A 21,906-nucleotide genomic window follows, 5' to 3' on the forward strand; every position below is an offset into this window, starting at 1 on the left:
GCGCGTTACTTGGCGAGCTGCATCGGATCGGCGACCTTCAGCGTCCCTGCAACGATCTCGTCCCGCAGCGCCTTCACCTTGGCGAGAGCCTCGGGATATTCGGCAATGAGGCAGCCGGACGCCGCGACACCGGCCTCAAGGCCCGTCAGCGTCATGCCGCCCTCGGCGAGGCCGAGCGCCGCGACTTGCGGCTGGTCGCCCTTGGCAATGCCGGCGACGCCCTTCTCGATGACGACGTCAGTGCGCTTCTCGACATTGTCCATCACGGCGCCGGGCGCCTGCTTGCACTGGTTGACGTCGACGCCGAAGGCCGCGGCGCCATCGAGATCGCCAAGGCCCTTGAAGATGCCGCCATTCGAGCCGGCGCCAGCCGCCATCACCCGATCGACATCATCGGAAACCAGAACGGCTGCGCGCTGCTGGCCGCGTGCCGGATCGGAGAAGGGATTGTTGCCGCCGATCCACAGCGTTTCAGCCGTCTGGACGTCCGGCTTGACGTGCTTGGCACCGGCGAGGAACGGATCGGTGTAGCGATGCAGAAACGGAATATCGAGCGCGCCGATCGCACCAACCTTGCCGGTCTTGGTGGTGAGACCCGCTTCAGCGCCGGCGAGGAAGGTCGCCTCATATTCGCGGAACACCGAGCAGTAGATATTCGGAGCGAGCGTCTGCGGGCAGCTGTCGACCAGGAGGAACTTCGTCTCGGGGTTGGCCTTGGCCACCTCCGGCAGCACGTCGTTGAACTCGAACCCAACCGCGACGACGACGCCTGCCTCCTTGGCAGCCGCCTCGAGATTCTGGCGGATCGTGGTCGGGTCCGTGCTCTCATAGGCCTTGGCTGTGCCGCCGAGGGCCGCCGCTGCCTTCTCGGTGCCGGTCTTGGCGAGCTTCAGGAAGTCGTTGACCCCGATCGGATTGGGCGAGACGAAGACGACGAGCTTCGGGTCGGCAGCAGCAGCCGGCTGCGCCACCAGCGCCGAGACGGCCAGGACCATCGCCGCACCGCTCATCATCAGGCCTTGAAACTTCATCACGCGCTCCTCATGCCAATCGAAGATTGGAACTTAGCCAGTAGCGAACGAGCCGACAACCGCGATTGACCGCAGCGACGCCATGCCTATCCTCCGGACAGCGTCCTGTCCCCAGATGGATTCCCGATGTCCAAATACATGATCACCGCGCCGAGTGCGCCGCTCCCGGTCCGCACGCCCCGCATCCTGCCCGTCCATGAGGGCAAGAGCTTCGTCGTAACCGGCGGCTCGGGCGGCATCGGCAAGGCGATCGCCGGCCTCCTGCTGGCCCAAGGCGCACATGTCGTCGTCGCCGATCTCAAACCCGCGAGCGCCGAGGCAACGGCGGAGGAACTCGGCGGCGCCGGCAAGGGCTGCTTCGCCGTCGCGATGGATGTCGGCTCGCAATCCTCAGTCGCGGCCGGGATCGACGCGGCTGCGGCAGCCCTCGGAACCATCGACGGCCTGGTGAACTGCGCCGCGATCGTGCTGCATTCCGATCCGCTTGAGATCAGCTGGGATGACTGGCGTCGACAGTTCGAGATCAATCTTTTTGGCGCCTACGAGGCATCTCGGCTGGTGGCGAAGCGGATGATCGACGCCGGCACGCGCGGCGCAATCGTTTCAATCGCTTCGGAAGCTGGAAAGAAGGGGCATAAGGAATCGCTGGCCTACAGCGCCAGCAAGGCAGCACTGATCTCCATGACGCGCATGCTGTCGGAGACGCTGGCCCCGCACGATATCAACGTGAACTGCGTTTGCCCCGGGGGCGTCGCGACGCCGATGCTGCGCGAAGTATCGGAAGCCTATTCGGGCTTCACGGGCGAAGGCGCACCGGCCATCTTCGACAAGATGCTGAGCCAGCAACTCATCCGCCACCTGCAGCCCATCGAGGTGGCGCGGGTAACGTCGTTCCTTCTCACGGACGATGCCATGCTGATCCGCGGTCAGGCGGTCAATGCCGACGCGGGCGAAACGCCTTACTGACCCTCGCCCGCCGCTTCGAGCGGCTGCTTGATCAGCGCAGTCATCGCGGCGACCAGATCCTTGACCTCGAACGGCTTGCCGATCGCCTGCATGGTGGCCGGGTCGAAGCCCGGCCAGAGCCTGATCCCCGCGACATCACCGGTCGAAAACAGGATGCCGAGGCTCGGGCGCAGTGCGAGCGCCCGTTCGGCCAGCGCGCGGCCATCCATGCCGGGCAGCTCGACATCGGTGATCATGAGAGCGATCGGCAGATCGCCTGCTAGTACGGGCAGCGCCGCCGAGGCATCCTCGGCCTCGATTGTCGTGAAGCCAAGATCGCCGAGTTGATCGCTCATGACCATGCGCAGGATCGGTTCATCCTCGACCACGAGTATGATTCCGGTGCTGCTGCTGATCATCGAGGCCCTCCTTTCCGACGTTTTGCGCGCCATTGGATGTAGCAACGGAAAATCGCGCCGAATGGTTCCGCCCACGCTTATACGGTGCGACCACGTCGCCGGTTGCGGCCGCGATGCATCGGATCGATCTAGAAGGAGTTCAAAAGCGCGAGGGCTTCCGGGATGGCAATGATCACTGGCGAGGTTCTGATCGGCGGCGGAGCGTCTTCTGGCGGGGCGCCGGGCATCCGTGCCACCAATCCGAAGACCGGCGCATTGCTTGAACCGATCTTCACTTTCGCCGATGAAGCCGATGTCGACCGCGCCGCGCGGCTTGCCTGGGACGCTTTCGACTCCTTTCGCGATAGCGATCTCGAAATCCGTGCCCGCTTCCTGGAGGGCGTCGCCGCTGCGATCGAGGGTCTCGGCGAGACTCTGATCGACCGCGCCGAGGCCGAAACCGGGCTCTCGCGGCGTCGTCTCACGATCGAGCGCAACCGCACGACCAACCAGCTGAGACTTTTTGCCGAAGTGGTCAGGGCCGGCGAATGGCTCGATCTTCGCATCGACCCGCCGCTGCCGGACCGCGCACCCTTCCCCAGGCCCGATCTCCGACTCCGCCAGATCGGCGTCGGGCCGGTCGCGGTGTTCGGCGCCAGCAATTTTCCGCTGGCCTTCTCGGTCGCAGGCGGCGACACGGCGGCGGCCTTCGCGGCCGGATGCCCGGTGATCGTCAAGGGCCATCCGGCCCATCCGGGCACGGGGGAACTGGTCGGGCATGCGATCCAGGCGGCGGTGGCCGATGCCGGGCTGCCGGCCGGCGTCTTCGCGCTGCTGAACGGCGCCGTCGACACCGGGACCGCGCTGGTGCGCCACCCGATGATCAAGTCGGTCGGCTTCACCGGCTCGCGCGGCGCGGGCCTCGCACTCATGGCGATTGCCGCGGCACGGCCCGAACCAATCCCCGTCCATGCCGAGATGAGCAGCATCAATCCCGTCTTCATCCTGCCCGTGGCCCTTCGCGAGCGTACCGAGCAGATCGCGCGTAGCTTCGTCGACTCGATGGCACTCGACGGCGGCCAGTACTGCACCAATCCGGGCCTCGTCTACGCCGTCGCCGGACCCGATCTCGAAGCGTTTCTCAGCCATGTCGAGGCCGCGCTGGCGCTGAAGCATGCCGAGGCGATGCTGACACCTGGGATCCACCAGGCCTTCGACCGAGGCGTCGGCGCGCTCGCCTCGCATCCCGACGTGCAGATCCTCGCCCGCGGCTTGGATGGTGACGACGCCAATGCGACGGCCCCGGCCATTTTCCTCACCGATGCGGCGCGTTTCGAGGCTGATGAGGCCCTCGGCCACGAAGTCTTCGGCGCGTCATCGCTGATCGTGCGCTGCGAGACGATCGACGCGATGCTGGAAGCCGCCGAACGGATGGAAGGCCAGTTGACCGCGACGCTGCAGCTCGATGCCGGCGACATCGCCGAAGCGAGGCGCCTGCTGCCGGTGCTGGAGCGGCGCGTCGGCCGCATCCTCGCCAATGGCTGGCCGACCGGTGTCGAGGTGAGCCACGCGATGGTTCACGGCGGCCCCTACCCTGCCACCGCCGATAGCCGCTTCACCTCGGTCGGCACGCTGTCGATCCGTCGTTTCCTGCGGCCTGTCTCCTACCAAAACCTGCCGCAGGAGCTGCTTCCGGCGGTGCTTCGCGACGATGCGCTGCCACGGCTCGTCGACGGCGTTCGGCAGGGCTGACCGCCGCATTTCTGCCCGCGGTCCTCGCGGCCTTGCGTCCAGGCTTCACTAACTGGCGTCCTCGCGTTTGCGGGGGCGACGTGAGGATGCGCGCAATCGGCCAGCCGCACCACATCCGGCCGGCATCCACAGGCATGCCGCAGGCACTCGATTCCTCGTTGCCGAAACGAAAGCAAAGTGATTTACTCCCCTTCAAGCGCCGCAGACAGGCGTGTCGGACCGGCGGCAGCCGGCTCCAGGTGGAAACATTCTTGAGGAGTTCGAGATATGAGAAGAAAGTTCCGCGTCGCCCTTTTGGCGACGGTGGCGACGCTTGTCGCCGGCGCCGCCTCAGCCCAGGACCTGATCGCCAAGGATCGCGTCGGGCCGGCAGATGCGCCGAAAACCCTCTCCTTCCGCCTGACTGGCGACGGCCCCGGCAATACCCTCCCGGATATCGCGGAGGGCTATCAGAAGCTCTTCGTCGACTTCATCCAGAAGCATCCCGGCTGGCAGATCAAGCTTGAGCGCATGTCCGACAATATCGGGCAGGAGCAGGCGCGCATGCTGGAGCAGACGAAGTCGGGCACCGGCCCGGACTGCGCCGCTGTCGATAGCTTCGTGCTCGCGCTGTTCATGAATGCTGGCGTGCTGAAGCCGCTCAACGAATATTTCACGCAGGCCGAGATCGACGACCTGTTCCCGTTCGTTCGTGAAGGCATTACGGGCAAGGACGGCAAGATCTACGCCTGGTGGTGGGATACCGACCTGCGCGTGCTCTACCGCAACAAGGATATCGTTGCGGACGCACCGCAGACCTGGGACGAGCTGAAGGCCGCCGCCATCGCCTCCAAGGACAAGGGCATGGAAGGCGTCCTCGTCAATGGCGGTCGCTGGGAAGGCACGACGTTCGACTGGCTGGCGAATTTCTGGGCGCAGGGTGGCAAGCTCGTCGACGACAGCGGCAAGCCGATCTTCGCCGAGGGCGAGAACCGCGAGAAGTTCCTGAAGGCCGTCAACTACTTCAAGGACCTCGTCGACTCGGGTGCCGCGCCGAAGCGCATCGCGACGATCGTCAACTATGACGAGTTCAACGCCGCCGCGGCGGCCGGTTCGACCGCTCTCTTCATCGGCGGCAACTGGCAGCTGGCCCAGCTCAAGAGCACGCTGGAGCCGGAAGAGTTCGCCAAGTGGACGTTCTCGGCGATCCCCGGCCCGACCAAGGATCAGCGCTCGACGGGCACCGGCGGTTGGACCATCGGCGCCTTCTCGTCCGATCCGGAAAAGGTCGCCATGTGCGCCGGCATCGCCAAGGAAATCTATTCGGGCGCCGGCAACGCGCTGCAGCAGCAGTTGCCGACCTCGAAGGCGCTGTTCGACAAGTATGACGTCTTCAAGTCCGACGCCAACAAGGCCTTCGCCGCCGCGCTCGTTGACGGCCAGGCACGTCCGGGCGTTCCGATCTATCCGGAGATCTCCAACCAGATCCAGGTGATGATGGGTGACGTGCTGACCGGTGCCAAGACGCCAGAAGCCGCCCTCGACGCCGCCAATGCAGCGGTGCAGGCCGCTTATGCGCGGCTCTAGGCGCTGACGACCATCTGATCTGACGCGAAGTCCCGGCCGGCATGCCTGTCCGGGACTTCGTATCTGCGGTTTCGCGGGAGGAATGACCGTCATGACGATGACCGGAGCGGCCGTGGCGGGCGGTCGAGGCGAAATCGCCCGGACGAGCCTCAGGAGGCGCATCGAGAGCCATCCGTTCTCGTGGCTGCTGCCGGTGGCGCTCCTGCTGGGCGTCTTCTATCTCTACCCGATCATCGACGTGTTCCGGCTCGCTTTCACCAATGCGAGCCTGCGGGGCGGCGAAGAGCACTACACCGTCGATTCGATCAGGGCACTGATCGCCAATCCGATCCTGCTGGACATTCTGTGGACGACCTTCGTCTTCACCGCCGGCAGCGTCATCGGCCAACAATTGTTCGGCCTCGGCATCGCCGTCCTTGTGATGCGCGGCGAGCGTCGGCGCCTCTACGGCATGACCGCGCTGCGCACGCTGGTGCTGGTCGCGTGGGTCATTCCCGGCATCGCAAACGGCCTGATCTGGCAGATGCTGTTCAGCGAAGCGCCCTTTGGCGCGATCAACAGCGTGTTGCGCATGATGCATGTCCAGCCAGTCGCCTGGCTGTCTGACCCCAACATCGCCATGGTCTCATCGATCATCTCGAATGTCTGGCGCGGCACGGCTTTCTCGATGATCGTGTTCTATGCGGCCCTGAAGGCGATCGACACGACGCTCTATGAGGCGGCGAGCGTCGACGGCGCCAATGGCTGGCAGCGCTTCCGCTTCATCACGCTGCCGCAGATGCGGCCGGCGATCCTGGTCAATTCGATCCTGATCACCATCGCGACCCTCAATACCTTCGACGCCATCATCTCGCTCACCGGCGGCGGCCCCGGCCGCGCCACCGAGGTGCTGTCGCTTTATACCTTCAACACCGTATTCCGGAATCTCGACCTGGCCGGTGGCAGCGTGCTCTCGGTGCTGATGCTGGTCATCAGCCTTGTGCTCGCGGTCGGCTATGCCTCGATGATGCCGCGCCGGGAGGCCAACGAATGACATCCGACGCGCGCGAACGGCTCTGGGACGCCGCGACCTATGTGATCGCGGTCGTCATCGCCGCCTTTTTCCTGGTGCCCCTGCTGTGGCTGCTGTCGCTGTCGCTCCGGACACGGCAGGAGGTCTATCTCGGCGCCGCCCGCTTCATCCCCAAGCACCCGACGCTGGCGAATTTCGAGCAGATTCTCTCAGATCCAGCCTTCATTACCTATCTCTGGAACGGGCTGAAGCTCTCGGCGCTTGGCGGCATCGGCTGCCTTCTGGTAGCGGCGCCGGCCGCCTATGCCTTCTCGCGCTTCCATTTTCAAAGCCGTTCCAGCCTTATGATGAGCATCCTGGCGTTCCAGATGGTATCGCCGCTGGTCATCCTGGTGCCTCTCTATCGCTACATGTCGTCGCTCGGCCTCCTGGACGGCCATTTCGGTGTGACGATGGTCTATATCGCCGTCAGCCTGCCGATGGCCGTCTGGCTGCTGAAGAGCTCCATCGACGGCATTCCGAAATCGCTCGAAGAGGCGGCCGAGATCGACGGCTGTTCCCGCTTCGGCATTTTCTGGCGCATAACGCTGCCGCTGGTAGCCCCCGGCCTTGCCTCGGCCTTCATCCTGATCATGATCCTGAACTGGTCCCAGTTCCTGGTGCCGTTCCTCCTGCTGTCCACCGACTCGAAGCTGCCGATTTCCGTCGCGATCTTCACCTTCGCCGGAACGTCGAATGCCTCGTCCACCCAGGTGCTCGCTGCGGCCTGTCTCGTTGCGGTCGTTCCCGCCATCGTCGCCTTCCTGCTGCTGCAGCGGATGATCGTCGGTGCGTTGACGGCTGGCGCGGTGAAGGGCTGAGCGCCCCCCGAATTTTTATGCCCCCTGAGGAGTAGTCCCCATGTCTCTCACCCTCCAGCAGCGGCTGGATCGCATCAATGTGCGCGTCGAGGAGCTCGAGTTCTGGCGCGAGCGCGAGACCGTGCCGGTCGATGGCTGGCAGTTCGACGGCGCGCCGATCGCGCTCGGCGGGTTCTGGCCACGCAATGATGGCGTGCGCAAGCTGGCCGCACAGGCTGTCGTGCCCGATCACTGGCCGCTCGACGAAACGCTGCTGATGCTGAATGTCGGCGGCGAGAGCCTGATTGCCCTAACACCGGCCGGCGGCGAGACCGAGCGCTTCGGCCTCGATCCCTTCCATGAGGAATTTCCGGTTCCGGCTCATCGCTTCGCGATCGACATCGACGCCGTGGCACGCCGGCCCTTCGGCGAGCCGGTGCGCGAGCCGCGGCTGACCCGCGCGCATCTCGCCTGGATCGACAAGCCGGTGCATGAGCTTCGTCTCCTGCTGCAGCAGGTGGCAGAGGCGGTGCAGTATCTCGGCGAGCACGAGGTCGTGCCGCATCTCATCAAGGCGGCCGAGGAAACCTTCGCTGCGCTCGACTGGCCGTCGGCAACGGCCGACTATGTTTCCCGCACGGCGCCGCAGCGCGGCCAGCAGCGGATCTGGCAACTGCCCGAGCTGAAGCAGAATCCCGACGCGCTGCGTCAGGACCAGCGCGCCAGCGTGACGGCTGCGCTCGAGGCGCTGCGCGGCAAGCTGCGCGCTTTGAAGGCGGTCTATCCGCAGCAGGGCAAGCTCGCCATCACCGGCCACGCCCATATCGATCTCGCCTGGCTCTGGCCCTATGCCGAGACCCGCCGCAAGGCGCGCCGCACCTTCCATACGGCGCTGCAGCTGATGAAGCAGTTCCCCGACTTCGTCTTCAACCAGTCGACCGCCGCCTATTATGCGCAGGTCGAGGAAGACGATCCGGAACTCTTCGCGAAGATCCAGGCCGCCGCAAAGGCCGGGCAGTGGGAAACCGTCGGCGCGATGTGGGTCGAGCCGGACACGAACATGCCGACCGGCGAAAGCTTCGTGCGCCAACTCCTCTACGGCCAGCGCTATTTCGAGCAGAAGTTCGGCGTCCGCCATCGCGTCTGCTGGCTGCCGGACTGCTTCGGCTTCTCCGGCGCGCTGCCGCAGCTCCTGCGCCAGGCCGGCGTCGATTCGTTCTTCACCATCAAGGTCAACTGGTCGGAAACCAACCGCTTCCCGTATGACCTGTTCTGGTGGGAAGGCCTCGACGGCAGCCGCGTCCTCGCACACACGTTCGACAACCCAGTCAACGGCTATAACGGCTCGACCGAGCCGAAGGCGATCATCGGCACGTGGAAGAATTTCCGCGGCAAGGTCATCCATGACGAGAGCCTGCTGGCGGTCGGCCATGGCGATGGCGGCGGCGGCGTGATGCCGGAAATGCTGGAGCGGCAGAAGCAGCTCGCGGACTTCCCGGCGGTGCCGTCCATGCGACCGGCGCGTGTCGAAGAGTTCTTCGGCCGCATCCATGACAACCTGCCCGCCAACGTTCCGACGTGGATCGGCGAGATCTATCTCGAGCTGCATCGCGCGACGCTGACGACACAGAGTGGTACCAAGAAGAAGCACCGCGAGGCGGAGCGCGCGCTGATTACCGCTGAAACGGTCTCTTCGCTCGCGATGCTGCTCGGCGCCGAAAAGCCGGAAAGCCTCGAGGCCCAGTGGCGTCCGGTGCTCAAGAACGAGTTCCACGACATCCTCCCGGGCTCGGGCGTCCGCGAAGTCTATGTCGACGCCGAGAACGAGCTCGCCGCCGCCCGCGATGTAGGACTGGCGCGCCAGCAGGAGGCGCTCGGTGCCCTCGTCGCGAAGCTGCCGAAGGGCGAGGCACAGGACGTCACCGTGCTGGTAAACCCGACGCTCTCCGACCGCCCCGTGCGTTTCGAGGGGCCGGATGGTCCGGTTGCGACCGCGTCAAACGTGCCGGCGCTTGGCATCACGGTCATCGGCAAGGCCGGCCTCGCTGCCGCGCCGGGTCTGATCGTTACGGCCGACCGGCTGGAGAACAGCCATATCCGCGTCACGATCGGCAAGGACGGCTCGATCACCAGCCTCTTCGACAAGCAGGCCGGCCGCGAGGCCCTTGCCGGCCGTGGCAACCAGCTCGTCGCCTATCCGATGGACAAGCCCCGCAACTGGGATGCCTGGGATCTCGAGGACGACTACACCGCCAACGGCCAGGAACTGACCGAAGTCGAGTCCGTGGAGATCGTCGAAAAGGGACCGCACCGCGCCGCGATCAAGATCGTCAAGCGCTTCCGCGATTCGACGGTGACCCAGACCTATTCACTTTGGGCCAATGCGCCGCGCCTCGACATCAAGACGCATCTCGACTGGCATGACCGCCGCGTTCTTCTGCGAACCCTGACCCCGGTCGCGGTTCGCTCCGATTACGCGACGTTCGAATGCGCCTTCGGCGTCGTCCGCCGCTCCACCCATGAGAACACCTCGTGGGATGCGGCGAAGTTCGAGGTTCCCGGCCATCGCTTTGCCGATCTCGCGGAGCCGGGCTTCGGCGTCGCGATGCTCAACGACGGCAAGTATGGCCATAGCGTGCGGGGCAATGTGCTTGGGCTCAGCCTTCTGCGGTCGCCGATCTATCCCGATCCGATGGCCGACGAAGGCGAGCAGAGCTTAACCTATGCGCTGATGCCGCATGCGGGCGACCTTTTCGCGGCCGGCGTACTGCGCGAGGCGGAAGACCTCAACCAGCCGCTGCTCTCAAGCGCCGCCCACGGCCTGCAGCCCGGCGAAGTCACGCCGGTCAAGGTTGCCGGCCATCCGGTCGCCATCGCTGGACTGAAGCCGGCCGAGGACACGGCCGACGTCGTGCTGCGCGTCTATGAGCCGGCCGGCGGGCGCGGCAAGCTGGATGTTTCGGTGTCCGGCGGTTGGAAGGTTGGCGGGGACGTCAATCTCCTTGAGGAGACCGTGCAGCGGAACGAGGACTTCGGCATCCGTCCGTTCGAGGTCCGCAGCCTCCGCCTGACGCGATAAGGCATCGCGCCGCCGCGCCTTCACCCCGGACCTCCCGCGGGGCGAAGGCGACGGCGCGGTTCGGCCGGCCCCCGCTCTTCCAAACAGGGCGGGGGCCGGGTCGCCTCCTTCTTGCTTCGGCCGGGCGGATGCGCCAAGCAGAGCAGACCATGAATGACCTCGCCGGCTCCAATTCCGAGCTCGCCGCCAGCCACAATCGCGGCGTGATCCTGCGCGCCATCCAGCGCTACCAGCCGATCTCGCGCACCGAGCTCGCGCGCCGGTCCGGCCTCACCAAGCAGACTGTCACGCGCATCGCCGAGCGGCTCATCGGCGAGCGGCTGGTGCTCGAAGCGCGGCGCCGCCACGGCCAGCCCGGTCAACCGGCGATCGAGCTCGAGATCAATCCGGATGGTTGCCACGCCATCGGCGCCTATGTCGCGCGCGACCACGTCACCGTCGTCGCCATCGACGCCTCGGGCGCCGTGCGTGGGCGCATTCATCACGAGATCGGATACGCGCTTCCGGAAATGGCCGTGTCGCTGATCGAGGAGGCGATCTCGACCTTCAAGCGCCGGCGCACCATCGACGAGCGGCAGCTCGCCGGCGTCGGCCTGGCGCTGCCGGACTGGCTCGGCGAAATCCCGTTTCCCGGCATGCCCGAGCGCTATGCCGCCTGGACCGGCTATGATCTGCGCGGCCGTTTCGCGCGCTTCACCGACCTGCCGCTCTATATCGAGAACGATGCCATCGCGGCCGCGATTGGCGAACTCAACTACGGCCTCGGCGTCGAGAGCCGCAGCTTTTTCTACATCTTCATCGGCGCAGGCCTCGGCGGCGCGGTCGTGCTCGACGGTATGTGTCATCACGGCGTGACCGGGCTTTCGGGCGAGATCGGCTGGCTGCCAACGCTGGTGGAGAACCAGCCGGAAGGCAGCCGCGTCCAGCCGCTTGGACAGTTGGTCTCGCTCTATGTCCTCTACGAATTCCTGGGCCGACATGGCATTGCCGTCGAGCGTCCCTCCGATCTGCTCGGGCTCGACACACGCGGACGGGCGCTTGTCTCGGACTGGCTGCGCGAGGCGGCGCGCTATATTGCCGAGGCCGCCGTGCATATCGGGCTGCTGATCGATCCGGACGCCGTGGTCATCGGCGGGCGTTTGCCGGTGCGGCTCATCGACGAGATGCTGCTTTACGTGAACGAACATCTCGGCCGCGATCCGCGCCCCGCGCCGGCCATCCACCGCGCCGCCGGTTCGGAAGACGCGACGGCGCTCGGCGCCGCGACGATGCCGCTTGCCGAGGTGCTGAGGCTCGAATCCTACGATGCCGCGCAATTGCGCCGGCAGCCGCTGACCGGGCTGCCCCCGCAGGCGAGCCCTTTCATCGGCTGAGCCATCGGGTCAGCCGGTTGCGAAGCCGTTCACTTCCGGCGGCTCGCGTGGGTCCGGCAGCAGCGTTTCAAGGAAGGGCAGCATCGCAGCGCCGATCAGCACGCAATCCGGCCCAAGCGTGGCCGGCACGATCTCAGGCAGCCATTGCGGCTGCTGCGGACCGGCCATGCGTTCGCTGCGAACGGCGGCAAAGCGACGTGTGAACAGGCTGATGAGATCGCGCGGCAGCCGGCCGCCCACGAAAATCCCGCTCGGCGCGAGGAACCCGGAGACCGCGATCACCGCATCGACGAAATGCAGCGCCGCACGGTCGACCCAGCGCTCGACGAGCGCGCGACCCTCGTTGTCGAGCTGCGACAGGAAATCGTCGGACCCGCCGCCCGCATCCCAGTGGCGGTCGATGAGCGGCTGCAATTCTGCCGTCGAGGCCGCCTCGTCGAGCAGGATGCCGTCCTCGCCCGTCCGCATCTGGCCGATGCGCCCGGCGCGATCCGTGACGCCGTGAAAGAGATGGCCGCGGATCATCAGGCCGGCGCGAACCTCGCGACCGAACAATACATGGACGAAGCTGCCATCGCCGGGTGCGGCGCCGAGCAGCCGCTCGCCAAGTGCTGCCGCGACCGAGCTACGCTCGACGGTCACCAGAGAGCCCGGCAGCGCGGCTGTGATTGCCGCCGGATCAAACGGGGTTGCAACGCCGATGCCGAGCAGCCTGCCCCGAAGGGCCGGATCGAAGGCGTCGAGCATATCCGACAAGGCAGCGCGCATCACCGGCCCGACATCGGCGATGGCGGCTGAAGCGGCGCGGCGACGATCGCGGTGAACGATGCGTCCCTTGAGATCGACGATCGCAACCTGAACCGAATCGCCATAGGGATCGACGCCAAGCGCGAAGGCGCCGTTCGGTTCGATGGCGAAGCGGGCGGCGCGGCCGCCATCGACGGGGCGAATCACATGCGCCTCGACAAGGCGGCGGATGATGTTGGTGATTCCGGGCGCGGTGAGGCCGGTGACTTCGGCGAGATCCTGCCTCGTGAGCGCGACGGCCCTGCGCAGCGCTTCCAGCGTGACACGTGCATTGTGATCGGCGGCATGGACGAGATTTCGGCCTGCCGAGCCGCGCACCGGCACGGCGCGTTCGCGCATCGGGGCGTCTGCAATGCGCGGATGATAGTCCCTGCCGAAGGGCATCGTCTCTCCTGCCACCTCTCGTTTAACTCTCTGCAGGCGGCCTACCAGTAGTCTGTGATCGGCGTACCGCAGACCAAGGAATATGTCACATTATCTGTCCCGAATCCGCCCGCCTTCGTTCCCGCGGGAGAAGTCGGATCGACGGGCGCGGCGCAAACGAAAAGGGCCGCGCAATGCGCGGCCCTTCCGATCAGAAATAAGTTGGCTCAGAGATTGCGATGAGCGGCGTCGCGAAGCTTGTCGGCCGAATCCTTGACCTTGGCCTTGGCTTCGCCGACGGCCTGCTGCGTCTCGCCCTTGACTTCCTGAGCAATGCCCTCGGCCTGGAGCTTCTCATTGCCGACTGCCTTGCCGACGCCCTGCTTGACGTTGCCGGCGGCCTCGTTGGCGAGACCCTTGATCTTGTCGGTGGTGCTGCTGGTCATGTCATTCTCCCGGGGGGTTATTGAACACGAGGAAAGAACGCCGCCGATCGGAAAGCGTTCCCAAGGCGCTCGATTTTGCCGTGCGAGCCTCTGCCCGCCATGCTAACGGCTGAGGGGAAAGCCACGGGCCCGCAGAGGCCCACACTGCCGGGAGGACCACATGGAAAACGCCGATCTACACACAATCACCGCCGAGGGGGCCGAGGCCGTTCTCGATCTGCGCGGTGGCCATGTCCGGCGCTTCGCGGTCTCCGGTGGCGGGCGGATGATCGAGCCGACGCATACGGCGCCATGGGCTGATGACGCGGCGATCCAGGCCGACGAAAGCATCCTGCCCAATCTCCGCTATCTCTCGGGCGATTTCTTCTGCGCGCCGTTCAGCACGGCCGATCTCGATGGCAGCCTGCCGCATGGCTGGCCGGCCAATGCCCGCTGGACCGTACTCGAAACCGTGCCCCATCCTGACGGCGGCACGATCGCGCGCTACGAGCTGTCACGGCCGGTGATGGGCGCGCGGCTCATCAAGGAATTCGCACTGCGCGACGGCCATCCCTTTCTCTACCAGCGCCACATCTTCTATGGCGGAGAAGGCGCGCTGCCCGTTGCCAGTCATGGCATGACCCGCTTCACGGCAGGCGGCAGGCTCGCCTTTTCGCCCAAGCGCTATGCCCTGACGCCGGATGCGGCGATGGAGCCCGATCCGGCGCTCGGCCGCTCCGCGCTCGCTTATCCCGCGCGCTTCAACGACCTGACGCGCGTGCCGATGACCGATGGGTCGGTCGCCGATGTCACGACCTATCCGTTTGCCGAGCGAAACGAAGATTTCATCATGCTCGTCGAGGCCGAGGGCTCGAAAATCGGCTGGGCCGCCGCGACCCGCCCCGACAAGCGCGACATCTATCTGAGCCTCAAGAACCCTGCCGACCTGCCGGTGACGCTACTCTGGTTCTCCAATGGCGGCCGCGACTACAAGCCGTGGAATTCGCGCCATATCGGCGTCCAGGGCATCGAGGAAGGGCGCACCTATGGCGGCGCCGGCCACAAGGCGTCGATCGCGCCGAACCCGCTGACGGAAGACGGTGTACCGACAGCGCTGGTGCTCGACCCCGAAGGCGAGGTCGAGGTCCGCAACGTCATTGGCGGCCTGCCACTGCCTGATGGCTGGACGCGCGCCGCGGGCGTCGAGGTCGGCACGGACACAGTAACGGTTACGGACGAGAGCGGCGCGACACTCACGGTGCCGTTCGACGCGGCGTTCCTCACCCGCAGCCGCTAACAACCCCAGTTCCCGCAGCAATCGCGCCGGCTGGCCTTGACCGGGGCCGCCGGCTTGCCGATAGCAGCGCTTCCCAATTCACCGCACACGCACAGGAGAGTTTCATGACGACCATCACCCGGATCGAGAGCGGCCCGCGCATGAGCCAGGCCGTGGTTTATGGCGATCTGGTCTATCTTGCCGGTCAGGTTGGCGAGGGCGACGACGTCGCCGCACAGACCCAGTACGCCCTTGCCGAAGTCGATCGCCTGCTCGCGCTGGCCGGATCCAGCAAGGCCCGCATTCTCTCGGCGACGATCTGGCTCGCCGACATGGCGGATTTCGCGGCGATGAACTCCGTTTGGGACGTCTGGGTCGATAAGGCCAATCCGCCGGCGCGCGCCACCGGCGAGGCGAAGCTCGCCGCGCCGAAATACAAGGTTGAGATCATCATCGTCGCCGCCAAGGGCTGACCATTAAAGGGCAGACGACGCCCACATGAACCGGCGCGGCGGCTTAGACCGCCGTGCCGACCAGCGCGCCGATGCCGGCCGTGATCGCCATGGCAAGCGCGCCCCAGAACGTGACGCGCAGCGCGCCCTTGCTGAGCGAGGCCCCGCCCGTCCGCGCGCCGAGCGCTCCGAGAACCGCCAGAACGAACAGCGTGGTGATCGAGACGATCGGCACGATCAGCGACTGCGGTGCCAGAAGGGCCGCGATCAGCGGCATGGCCGCGCCGACAGAGAATGTCGCCGCCGAGGTGAACGCCGCCTGGACAGGGCGCGCTTCTGTCGTCTCATTCATGCCGAGTTCGTCGCGGGCATGCGCCGCAAGTGCATCGCGTTTCGTCAGCTGGACCGCAACCTTCTGTGCCAGTTCCGGGTCGAGGCCGCGCTCGACATAGATCGCGGCAAGTTCGGCCAGTTCCGCATCTGGATTGACGTTGAGCTCGTGCTGTTCGCGCGCAAGATCCGCGCGCTCCGTGTCGGACTGCGACGACACCGAGACATACTCCCCGGCCGCCATCGACATGGCCCCGGCGACGAGGCCGGCGACACCGGCCAGCAGCACGTCGCTCCGCCCCGTGGCGGCCGCCGCCACGCCGACGATGAGGCTCGCCGTCGAGACGATGCCGTCATTGGCGCCGAGCACGGCAGCGCGCAGCCAGCCGATCCGGTGAACGAGATGCGATTCCGCGTGAGCCGATGGCGCCATGGTCCAGCTTTCTTTGGAATTATTCCAAACTGATAGCGCATTGCAGGTGGATTGTCGCTTGTTCTTTAAATTGGCGACGGATTGCCGCGGGACACCTCTTGCCGATCTGCCTTTAAAACGGACATGATCAAGCATTGTGCGACCTTGCTGTGTCGCGCACGCCAACGGCCATTTTGCCGCCTTGGGAACAACTCTCCGGAGCCGGGCTTGCCTCTCGATTATTCCGCACTTTCATCGGGCGAATCCGCCCTCGCTGACCTGACCGAGGCGGCCCGCGCCGACATCGCCGCACTGGCCTATCCCGACAAGGCTTGGGTGAAGCCGGTTTCCGGTCCCGACGGCGATGCGGCGGCCGATGTGCTCATTGTCGGCGGTGGGCAGTCCGGGTTGACGATCGCGGCGGCGCTCCGCCGTGAGGGCATCGCCAATGTCGTCGTGCTCGACCAGGCTCCGGCCGGAGCCGAGGGCCCGTGGGTGACCTTTGCCCGCATGCCGGAGCTGAGGACCCCGAAGATTACGGTCGGGATGGATTTCGGCATCCCCAATCTCGGCGTACGGCGCTGGTTCGAGACGCGCTATGGCAGAGACGCCTGGACGTCGCTGATCCGTCTGCCACGCACCGACTGGATGGATTATCTCAACTGGTACCGCGCCGTCTGGGCGATCGATGTCGAGAATAGCACCGTCGTGACCGACATTGCTGATGCCGGTGGCCTCGTTAGGGTCACAGCGCGCCAGAACGGTGCCGAGAGCATCCGCTATGCAAAGCTCGTCGTGCTCGCCACCGGCTCCGATGGCGCCGGCGCTTGGCGCGTGCCCGATTTCATCACGGCCGCCCTGCCGCCGGATCGTTATGACCACTCAAACCAGCCGATCGATTTCACGCGCTTGAAGGGGAAGGCGATCGGCATTCTCGGCCACGGCGCCTCGGCCTTCGACACCGCGGTCGCCGCGCTCGAAGCCGGCGTCGCCTCGGTGGATCTGTGCTTCCGACGTGCCCGCCTGCCACGCGTCAATCCGCACCGCTATATCGAAAATGCGGGCATCATGACCCATCATCCCCTCCTCGATGACACGGTGCGGTGGCGGATCGCGCGGCATTTCCGCTTGAATGACCAGCCGCCCGCCTGGGCAAGCTTCGAGCGCGCGATCGCCATGCCAGGATTCCGCATGCATGCCGGCTCGCCCTGGCTCGACATGGCGCTGGAAGACGGGCGCATCCGCGTCACCACGCCCGCCACGGTGCTCCATTTCGATCACGTCATTCCCGCGACCGGACAGGTCATCGACCTCGCCGCGCGGCCGGAACTCAACTCACTGCATGACCTCGTCGCGCGATGGCAGGACCGCTTCGTGCCACCGCCGGAAGAGGCCGATGCGGGGCTCGGCCAGTTGCCTTATCTCGGCGACGGCTACGAGATGCTGCCGCGAGATCCCGGCGGACCGGACTGGGTGACGCGCGTCCATGCCTTCAACGCGCTGTCGACAGTCAGCCAGGGACCGCACTCGACCTCGATTTCGGGCCATCGCCATGCTCTGCCCCGTCTGGTGCGCGGCCTGACGCGCCGGCTGCTGCTGGACCAACAGCATGAACTGATCGCGGGGCTTGAGGCCTATGCCGACCAGGATCTGCCGCTGCCGGACGACTTTGAGGCGGCGCTGGCGCTGAATGGCGGCCGGCCCGCCTGACGACATTCGCAAAAAGATCGAGATGCAGCCGCCGCTTTCTTGACAGCGTGAGCCGTGCGAAAGATTGTTGATGGTCTAACAATCTCGGTTGCAGACGCGTGTTCTGCTCCCGCATGCGAGGAAGGCTCGATGCCCGAAATCAAGGTTCGCAAATTCGTGACGGTGGTCGAGGAAATCCTGCACGAAGGAGGTCCACCCGCCGCCGTCCCGCCGCGCCGGGCCGTTGTCGCGGCCGTGATCGAGAACCCTTACGCCGGGGCCTATGTCGAGGACATTGTCGGGCTGATGGATGACCTGAAGCCGCTTGGCCTGGAGATGGCAACGCGCCTCGTCAAGGCGCTGGGCGGTGACGCCGCCGTTGTCGAAGGCTATGGCAAGGGCGCGATCATCGGCGAGGCGGGCGAGCTGGAGCATGGCGCGCTGTGGCACAATCCCGGCGGCTATGCGATGCGCGAGCTGCTCGGCGGCGCCAAGGCGATCGTCCCCTCGGCCAAGAAGGTCGGCGGACTCGGCACCAAGATCGACATCCCGATCACCCATATCAACGCCTCCTATGTGCGCAGCCATTTCGACGCCATCGAGATCGGCATCGGTGACGCCCCCCGGCAGAACGAGATGGTGCTGATCCTCGCGATGACCACGGGTCCGCGCGTGCATGCGCGCGTCGGCGGCCTCGCGGCAGCGGACATCAAGGCCGGGGATGGCCTCCGGTGAGCCCGCGCATCCGCAAGATCGTCACCATCCTCGAGGAAACGCTGATCGAGGAAGGCCGCGCGGTCGCAAAGCCGACGCGCCGCGCCGCGGCACTCGCTGTCATCGAGAACCCGTTCGCCGGTTCCTATGTCGAGGATCTCGGGGAATTGTTCGACGCCGGCGAGGAACTCGGCGCCCTGCTCGGCGCGCGCGCCGCGGCGGCGCTCGGCATCGACCCGACTGAAGTCGAGAGCTTTGGCAAGGCGACGGCGATTGGCGCCGATGGCGGACTGGAGCATGGTGCAGCATTGATGCATCCAAAGCTCGGCGCACCGCTGCGCGCCCTGCTTGGCAAGGGGGCGGCGCTGATCCCCTCCTCAAAGAAGCGCGTCGGCCCTGGCGCGACCTTCGACATTCCGCTCGGCCACAAGGATGCGGCGCGTGTGCGCAGCCATTTCGACGGTATGGAAGTGCGGATCGCCGATGCGCCGCGCGCCGACGAGATCGTCGTCGCGGTTGCACTGACCGATTCCGGCCGGCCCCACCCGCGCGTGGGCGGGCTGAAGAAGGAAGACGTCAAGGGCGAGGACGGGCTGCGCTGAGAGCGCTGCCTACCGCGCAGCCTCGGGGGCGTCCTCCGGCCTTGCGGCGGCGCGCTCGCGCAACCTGACGAGCAGTAGCAGCGCGCGATTGACCGGCGTCGCGACGCCGAGCGCAGCTCCCTTGGTGACGATATAACCGTTCAGATGGTCGATCTCGGTCGGCCGGCCACGGGCGAGATCCAGCGCGGTCGACGACATCTGACCTTTCATCGTCGCGGCGATGGCACGCACCTGTGGCCAGAGGTCGTCTGGCAACGAGACGCCTACCGCCGCGGCCACCGCGCCGCATTCGTCGACGACGTCGCGCATCATATCGGTGACGCCCGGCTCGCCAATGAAACTGCCATAGGGAAGTCCGGCGATCGCCGAGATCGCGTTATAGGCGCAGTTGATCACGAGCTTGGTCCAGAGCGCGGTCGCAACGTCGCGTGAGACGGTCACGGGCAGGCCGGCCTCCGTGAAGGCGGCGGCGTACACGTCATTACCGGGTCCGGGCTCGACGATCAGTTCGCCGCGCCCGTGATGGCGCACATGGCCGGGACCCGCCATCCCGGCCGCCACATAGACGACGCTGGCGCTGACGGGCCGGCCAAGCGTTCTCGCCAGCCGTTCGGCATTGTCGACGCCGTTCTGCAGGCTCCAGATCGCCGTCTCGCTGCGCAGATGCGGGCGCAGGGTCTCGCCGGCAGGCTCTGTATCGGTCGATTTCACGCAGAAGAGGACGAGATCCGCCTCAGTGACCGCGGCGGGATCCTCCGTGGCGGCGAGATGCACGCGATGCCGGCCGTCGGCGCGCTCGATCAGCAGTCCGTCACGCCGGATCGCCTCGACATGCAGCGGTCGCGCGATCAGTGTCACCGCGTGCCCGGCTAGAGCCATCATCCCACCGAAATAGCAGCCGACCGCTCCGGCGCCCATGACGACGATGCGCATGTTTCCTCCCTCGAACACTCTTCGCGAGATCGATCATAGCGCAGGCCGGAGGACTGGCGACCGCCGAAGGATTGCTACGAGACCACCTTCGCCATGCTGGCGGCCGGCGGGGTGTTGCGCGAGCGTTGGGTGCGCACGACGCCGTCGATCACCGTCATCGAGATGCCGGGAATATCTCCGAGTCTGACGGCTTCCAGCAGCGTCGCACCGGCCGAGTGCTGCGGCTTGTCCATCAGCACGAAATCGGCGGCGCGACCCACCTCGATCAACCCGCAATCAAGGTCACGCATTCGCGCCGTGTTGCCGGTCGCGAAGCAGAAGGCAATCTCCGGCGCGACATTGCCGAGCGAAGACAGCATCGACACCATTCGCATGATGCCAAGCGGTTGAACGCCTGAGCCCGCCGGTGCGTCGGTGCCAAGGATGATGCGGTCAAGCTGGCCAAGCTCGCGCGCCGTGTTCAGCGCGAGCAGCGCCGCGCGCATATTGCCGTTATGGACCAATTCGAGGCCGCGGCCGCATCCCTCGCAGAGGCAGACGATATCGCCGTCCGGCAGCGCGGTCGGACCGCCATTCACATGGCCGATGACGTCGGTGTCGGCGGCGAGCACGACGTCCTTGTCGATGAGGCCCGATCCCGGGATCGACGGACCGCCAGTGTGGATCGTCGAGATGATGCCGTATTTCCGCGCCCAGCCGACCATCTGGCGCGCCGTCTCGCCATCCTTGACCGAGCCAAGGCCGACTTCGCCGAGCATCGTGACGCCGGCCGCGGCAAGCTCGCGGAAATCCTCCTCGATCATGCCCTTCTCGATCACCGGCGCGCCGGCGTGAACCTTTACGCCCGAGGGGCTGAAAGCCGAGAAGGTGCGCTGCGCCGCGATCGCCAGCGCCTTGAGGCCGACAATGTCGGTCGGGCGGCCGGGCGTGTGCACTTCGCCGGCCGAAATCAGCGTGGTGACGCCGCCATGCAGGCCGGAATCGATCCAGCCGATCTGGTTCTGACGCGGCGTCCAGTCGCCAGCGACCGGATGGACATGACTGTCGATGAGGCCGGGCGTCAGCGTCGAGCCATGCGCGTCGATCCGCGTCGTCGCGCCTTCGAGATCGAGATCGGCCCTGCGCCCGAAGGCTGTGATCCGGCCGTTCTCGGCGATGATCGTATCGGCATCGAGGATCGGGCGCCCGAGATCGCCGGAAAGGACGAGGCCGATATTCTCGATGACGAGCTTGGTCGGACCCTCGCTCTCAGTCGGGGCATCGTGGCTCATGGGGGTCCTTTCGGTCGGTCACGCGATGGTGTCAAAACGGCAGGCAAGAGCACTCGCCTCGCCAGGTCCTCGTTGCGGCTTTCAGGCGTCCGGCTGGTCGTCGGCGTCAGCGATGCGCGACAGCATTTCCATGAACAGCGCGCGCTCGCTCGGCTTCAGCGGCGCCAGCACGCGGCGGCCGACCTCGACGCTTTTCGCGAGCAAGGGCAGCGTATATTCGACGCCCTTCTCGGAGAGACGGATCATCGAGAGGCGCTGGTCATCGGGCGAGGCATAGCGCTCGACGAAGCCGTGTTTGGAAAGCTTGCGGATGACGATGCTGATCGTGGACGGATCCATCGCCGTCAGCCGGCCAAGCTGGTTCTGCGAGACCTCGCCATGCTTCATGATCGTGGCCAATGCCGCCATCTGGGTCGGCGTCAGGTCATGCTCGCCCAGGACCTCCTGGAACCGCATCGTAGCGCGCTGGTGGGCGCGGCGGATGATATGGGCCGGATGGACCGCAAGCTCATAGCCGGTCGAGTCGAAGAGATCGCGGTGCGTCGCCTTCGCTGCGGCCGATCGGGTCTGCATCGGCTCGCCGTCAAGGCTCAGCATTCCCCCGTCTGCTTCATCATCCGATGCCATCCAGCCGGTC

20 protein-coding genes are annotated in these 21,906 nt (G+C 66.1%); 12 read left to right on the top strand and 8 right to left on the bottom strand.

Translation table 11 applies throughout. The features are described 5' to 3' along the window. Positions 1-5: 5 nt before the first annotated feature. A complete protein-coding gene (locus BUB39_RS04485) occupies positions 6-1,031 on the bottom strand; it encodes a BMP family ABC transporter substrate-binding protein (protein WP_073051784.1) in 1,026 nt (341 codons plus the stop codon). A 126-nt stretch (positions 1,032-1,157) separates the two neighbouring features. Here BUB39_RS04485 and BUB39_RS04490 point away from each other — a divergent pair, with 126 nt between their 5' ends. Further along, complete coding sequence (locus BUB39_RS04490; protein ID WP_084526878.1) at positions 1,158-1,997, top strand: SDR family NAD(P)-dependent oxidoreductase; 840 nt, start codon at positions 1,158-1,160, stop codon at positions 1,995-1,997. Here BUB39_RS04490 and BUB39_RS04495 read toward each other — a convergent pair. Beyond that, a complete protein-coding gene (locus BUB39_RS04495; RefSeq protein WP_073051785.1) occupies positions 1,991-2,395 on the bottom strand; it encodes a response regulator in 405 nt (134 codons plus the stop codon). The genes BUB39_RS04490 and BUB39_RS04495 overlap by 7 nt on opposite strands. Before the next feature lie 162 nt (positions 2,396-2,557). On the opposite strand from BUB39_RS04495, the gene BUB39_RS04500 reads away from it, so the two are divergent. The 6 genes from BUB39_RS04500 to BUB39_RS04525 all read left to right on the top strand — a co-directional run bounded on the left by BUB39_RS04500 (position 2,558) and on the right by BUB39_RS04525 (position 11,995). Further along, positions 2,558-4,126, top strand: a complete 1,569-nt coding sequence (locus BUB39_RS04500; RefSeq protein WP_073051786.1) for an aldehyde dehydrogenase (NADP(+)) — start codon at positions 2,558-2,560, stop codon at positions 4,124-4,126. A gap of 267 nt (positions 4,127-4,393) precedes the next feature. Further along, positions 4,394-5,692, top strand: coding sequence for an extracellular solute-binding protein (locus BUB39_RS04505; RefSeq protein WP_073051787.1), 1,299 nt, complete (start codon positions 4,394-4,396; stop codon positions 5,690-5,692). A 97-nt stretch (positions 5,693-5,789) separates the two neighbouring features. Then, on the top strand, positions 5,790-6,725 hold the full coding sequence (locus tag BUB39_RS04510; RefSeq protein ID WP_073052761.1) for a carbohydrate ABC transporter permease: 936 nt from the start codon (positions 5,790-5,792) through the stop codon (positions 6,723-6,725). Beyond that, positions 6,722-7,564 carry a carbohydrate ABC transporter permease gene (locus tag BUB39_RS04515; protein WP_073051788.1) on the top strand — a complete coding sequence of 281 codons (843 nt, stop codon included), beginning with the start codon at positions 6,722-6,724 and terminating at the stop codon, positions 7,562-7,564. The genes BUB39_RS04510 and BUB39_RS04515 overlap by 4 nt, the downstream gene beginning before the upstream one ends. A 40-nt stretch (positions 7,565-7,604) precedes the next feature. Next, positions 7,605-10,622, top strand: a complete 3,018-nt coding sequence (locus BUB39_RS04520) for an alpha-mannosidase (RefSeq protein ID WP_073051789.1) — start codon at positions 7,605-7,607, stop codon at positions 10,620-10,622. 149 nt (positions 10,623-10,771) lie between these two features. Beyond that, complete coding sequence (locus tag BUB39_RS04525) at positions 10,772-11,995, top strand: ROK family transcriptional regulator (RefSeq protein WP_244540147.1); 1,224 nt, start codon at positions 10,772-10,774, stop codon at positions 11,993-11,995. 9 nt (positions 11,996-12,004) lie between these two features. Here BUB39_RS04525 and BUB39_RS04530 read toward each other — a convergent pair whose 3' ends face one another. Both BUB39_RS04530 and BUB39_RS04535 read right to left on the bottom strand, forming a co-directional pair. Continuing rightward, positions 12,005-13,186 carry an ROK family protein gene (locus BUB39_RS04530; RefSeq protein ID WP_073051791.1) on the bottom strand — a complete coding sequence of 394 codons (1,182 nt, stop codon included), beginning with the start codon at positions 13,184-13,186 and terminating at the stop codon, positions 12,005-12,007. Between the two features lie 206 nt (positions 13,187-13,392). Next, positions 13,393-13,611, bottom strand: coding sequence for a CsbD family protein (locus BUB39_RS04535; RefSeq protein WP_073051792.1), 219 nt, complete (start codon positions 13,609-13,611; stop codon positions 13,393-13,395). A gap of 160 nt (positions 13,612-13,771) precedes the next feature. On the opposite strand from BUB39_RS04535, the gene BUB39_RS04540 reads away from it, so the two are divergent. Both BUB39_RS04540 and BUB39_RS04545 read left to right on the top strand, forming a co-directional pair. Further along, positions 13,772-14,887 carry a hypothetical protein gene (locus BUB39_RS04540; protein WP_073051793.1) on the top strand — a complete coding sequence of 372 codons (1,116 nt, stop codon included), beginning with the start codon at positions 13,772-13,774 and terminating at the stop codon, positions 14,885-14,887. 104 nt (positions 14,888-14,991) lie between these two features. Beyond that, positions 14,992-15,339 (top strand): RidA family protein, encoded by a 348-nt coding sequence (locus BUB39_RS04545; RefSeq protein ID WP_073051794.1) that lies wholly within the window; start codon positions 14,992-14,994, stop codon positions 15,337-15,339. 43 nt (positions 15,340-15,382) lie between these two features. Here the strand turns inward: BUB39_RS04545 and BUB39_RS04550 are convergent, their stop codons facing one another. Further along, positions 15,383-16,081: a VIT1/CCC1 transporter family protein gene (locus BUB39_RS04550; RefSeq protein ID WP_073051795.1), complete on the bottom strand. Its 699-nt coding sequence runs from the start codon at positions 16,079-16,081 to the stop codon at positions 15,383-15,385. A 207-nt stretch (positions 16,082-16,288) separates the two neighbouring features. On the opposite strand from BUB39_RS04550, the gene BUB39_RS04555 reads away from it, so the two are divergent. The 3 genes from BUB39_RS04555 (at position 16,289) to BUB39_RS04565 (ending at position 19,065) form a co-directional block, all read left to right on the top strand. Then, positions 16,289-17,770 carry an NAD(P)-binding domain-containing protein gene (locus BUB39_RS04555; RefSeq protein ID WP_073051796.1) on the top strand — a complete coding sequence of 494 codons (1,482 nt, stop codon included), beginning with the start codon at positions 16,289-16,291 and terminating at the stop codon, positions 17,768-17,770. 129 nt (positions 17,771-17,899) lie between these two features. Then, a complete protein-coding gene (locus BUB39_RS04560) occupies positions 17,900-18,484 on the top strand; it encodes an amino acid synthesis family protein (protein ID WP_073051797.1) in 585 nt (194 codons plus the stop codon). Further along, positions 18,481-19,065 (top strand): amino acid synthesis family protein, encoded by a 585-nt coding sequence (locus BUB39_RS04565; protein WP_073051798.1) that lies wholly within the window; start codon positions 18,481-18,483, stop codon positions 19,063-19,065. The genes BUB39_RS04560 and BUB39_RS04565 overlap by 4 nt, the downstream gene beginning before the upstream one ends. 9 nt (positions 19,066-19,074) lie before the next feature. On the opposite strand, the gene BUB39_RS04570 is transcribed toward BUB39_RS04565, so the two are convergent. The 3 genes from BUB39_RS04570 to BUB39_RS04580 form a co-directional block, all read right to left on the bottom strand. Then, complete coding sequence (locus BUB39_RS04570) at positions 19,075-19,998, bottom strand: ketopantoate reductase family protein (RefSeq protein WP_073051799.1); 924 nt, start codon at positions 19,996-19,998, stop codon at positions 19,075-19,077. A 74-nt stretch (positions 19,999-20,072) separates the two neighbouring features. Continuing rightward, complete coding sequence (locus BUB39_RS04575) at positions 20,073-21,269, bottom strand: amidohydrolase family protein (RefSeq protein WP_073051800.1); 1,197 nt, start codon at positions 21,267-21,269, stop codon at positions 20,073-20,075. A gap of 81 nt (positions 21,270-21,350) precedes the next feature. Then, a complete protein-coding gene (locus BUB39_RS04580; RefSeq protein WP_073051801.1) occupies positions 21,351-21,896 on the bottom strand; it encodes a MarR family winged helix-turn-helix transcriptional regulator in 546 nt (181 codons plus the stop codon). Positions 21,897-21,906 lie beyond the last annotated feature (10 nt).

It is taken from the genome of Kaistia soli DSM 19436 (genome assembly GCF_900129325.1).
GTDB classification, from domain to species: Bacteria; Pseudomonadota; Alphaproteobacteria; order Rhizobiales; family Kaistiaceae; genus Kaistia; species Kaistia soli.

Excerpts from the sequence above, each read along its gene's own strand:
- BUB39_RS04485 (WP_073051784.1), bottom strand. The coding sequence starts at position 1,031 with ATGAAGTTTCAAGGCCTGATGATGAGCGGTGCGGCGATGGTCCTGGCC.
- BUB39_RS04490 (WP_084526878.1), top strand. The coding sequence starts at position 1,158 with ATGTCCAAATACATGATCACCGCGCCGAGTGCGCCGCTCCCGGTCCGC.
- BUB39_RS04495 (WP_073051785.1), bottom strand. The coding sequence starts at position 2,395 with ATGATCAGCAGCAGCACCGGAATCATACTCGTGGTCGAGGATGAACCG.
- BUB39_RS04500 (WP_073051786.1), top strand. The coding sequence starts at position 2,558 with ATGGCAATGATCACTGGCGAGGTTCTGATCGGCGGCGGAGCGTCTTCT.
- BUB39_RS04505 (WP_073051787.1), top strand. The coding sequence starts at position 4,394 with ATGAGAAGAAAGTTCCGCGTCGCCCTTTTGGCGACGGTGGCGACGCTT.
- BUB39_RS04510 (WP_073052761.1), top strand. The coding sequence starts at position 5,790 with ATGACCGGAGCGGCCGTGGCGGGCGGTCGAGGCGAAATCGCCCGGACG.
- BUB39_RS04515 (WP_073051788.1), top strand. The coding sequence starts at position 6,722 with ATGACATCCGACGCGCGCGAACGGCTCTGGGACGCCGCGACCTATGTG.
- BUB39_RS04520 (WP_073051789.1), top strand. The coding sequence starts at position 7,605 with ATGTCTCTCACCCTCCAGCAGCGGCTGGATCGCATCAATGTGCGCGTC.
- BUB39_RS04525 (WP_244540147.1), top strand. The coding sequence starts at position 10,772 with ATGAATGACCTCGCCGGCTCCAATTCCGAGCTCGCCGCCAGCCACAAT.
- BUB39_RS04530 (WP_073051791.1), bottom strand. The coding sequence starts at position 13,186 with ATGCCCTTCGGCAGGGACTATCATCCGCGCATTGCAGACGCCCCGATG.
- BUB39_RS04535 (WP_073051792.1), bottom strand. The coding sequence starts at position 13,611 with ATGACCAGCAGCACCACCGACAAGATCAAGGGTCTCGCCAACGAGGCC.
- BUB39_RS04540 (WP_073051793.1), top strand. The coding sequence starts at position 13,772 with ATGGAAAACGCCGATCTACACACAATCACCGCCGAGGGGGCCGAGGCC.
- BUB39_RS04545 (WP_073051794.1), top strand. The coding sequence starts at position 14,992 with ATGACGACCATCACCCGGATCGAGAGCGGCCCGCGCATGAGCCAGGCC.
- BUB39_RS04550 (WP_073051795.1), bottom strand. The coding sequence starts at position 16,081 with ATGGCGCCATCGGCTCACGCGGAATCGCATCTCGTTCACCGGATCGGC.
- BUB39_RS04560 (WP_073051797.1), top strand. The coding sequence starts at position 17,900 with ATGCCCGAAATCAAGGTTCGCAAATTCGTGACGGTGGTCGAGGAAATC.
- BUB39_RS04570 (WP_073051799.1), bottom strand. The coding sequence starts at position 19,998 with ATGCGCATCGTCGTCATGGGCGCCGGAGCGGTCGGCTGCTATTTCGGT.
- BUB39_RS04575 (WP_073051800.1), bottom strand. The coding sequence starts at position 21,269 with ATGAGCCACGATGCCCCGACTGAGAGCGAGGGTCCGACCAAGCTCGTC.
- BUB39_RS04580 (WP_073051801.1), bottom strand. The coding sequence starts at position 21,896 with ATGGCATCGGATGATGAAGCAGACGGGGGAATGCTGAGCCTTGACGGC.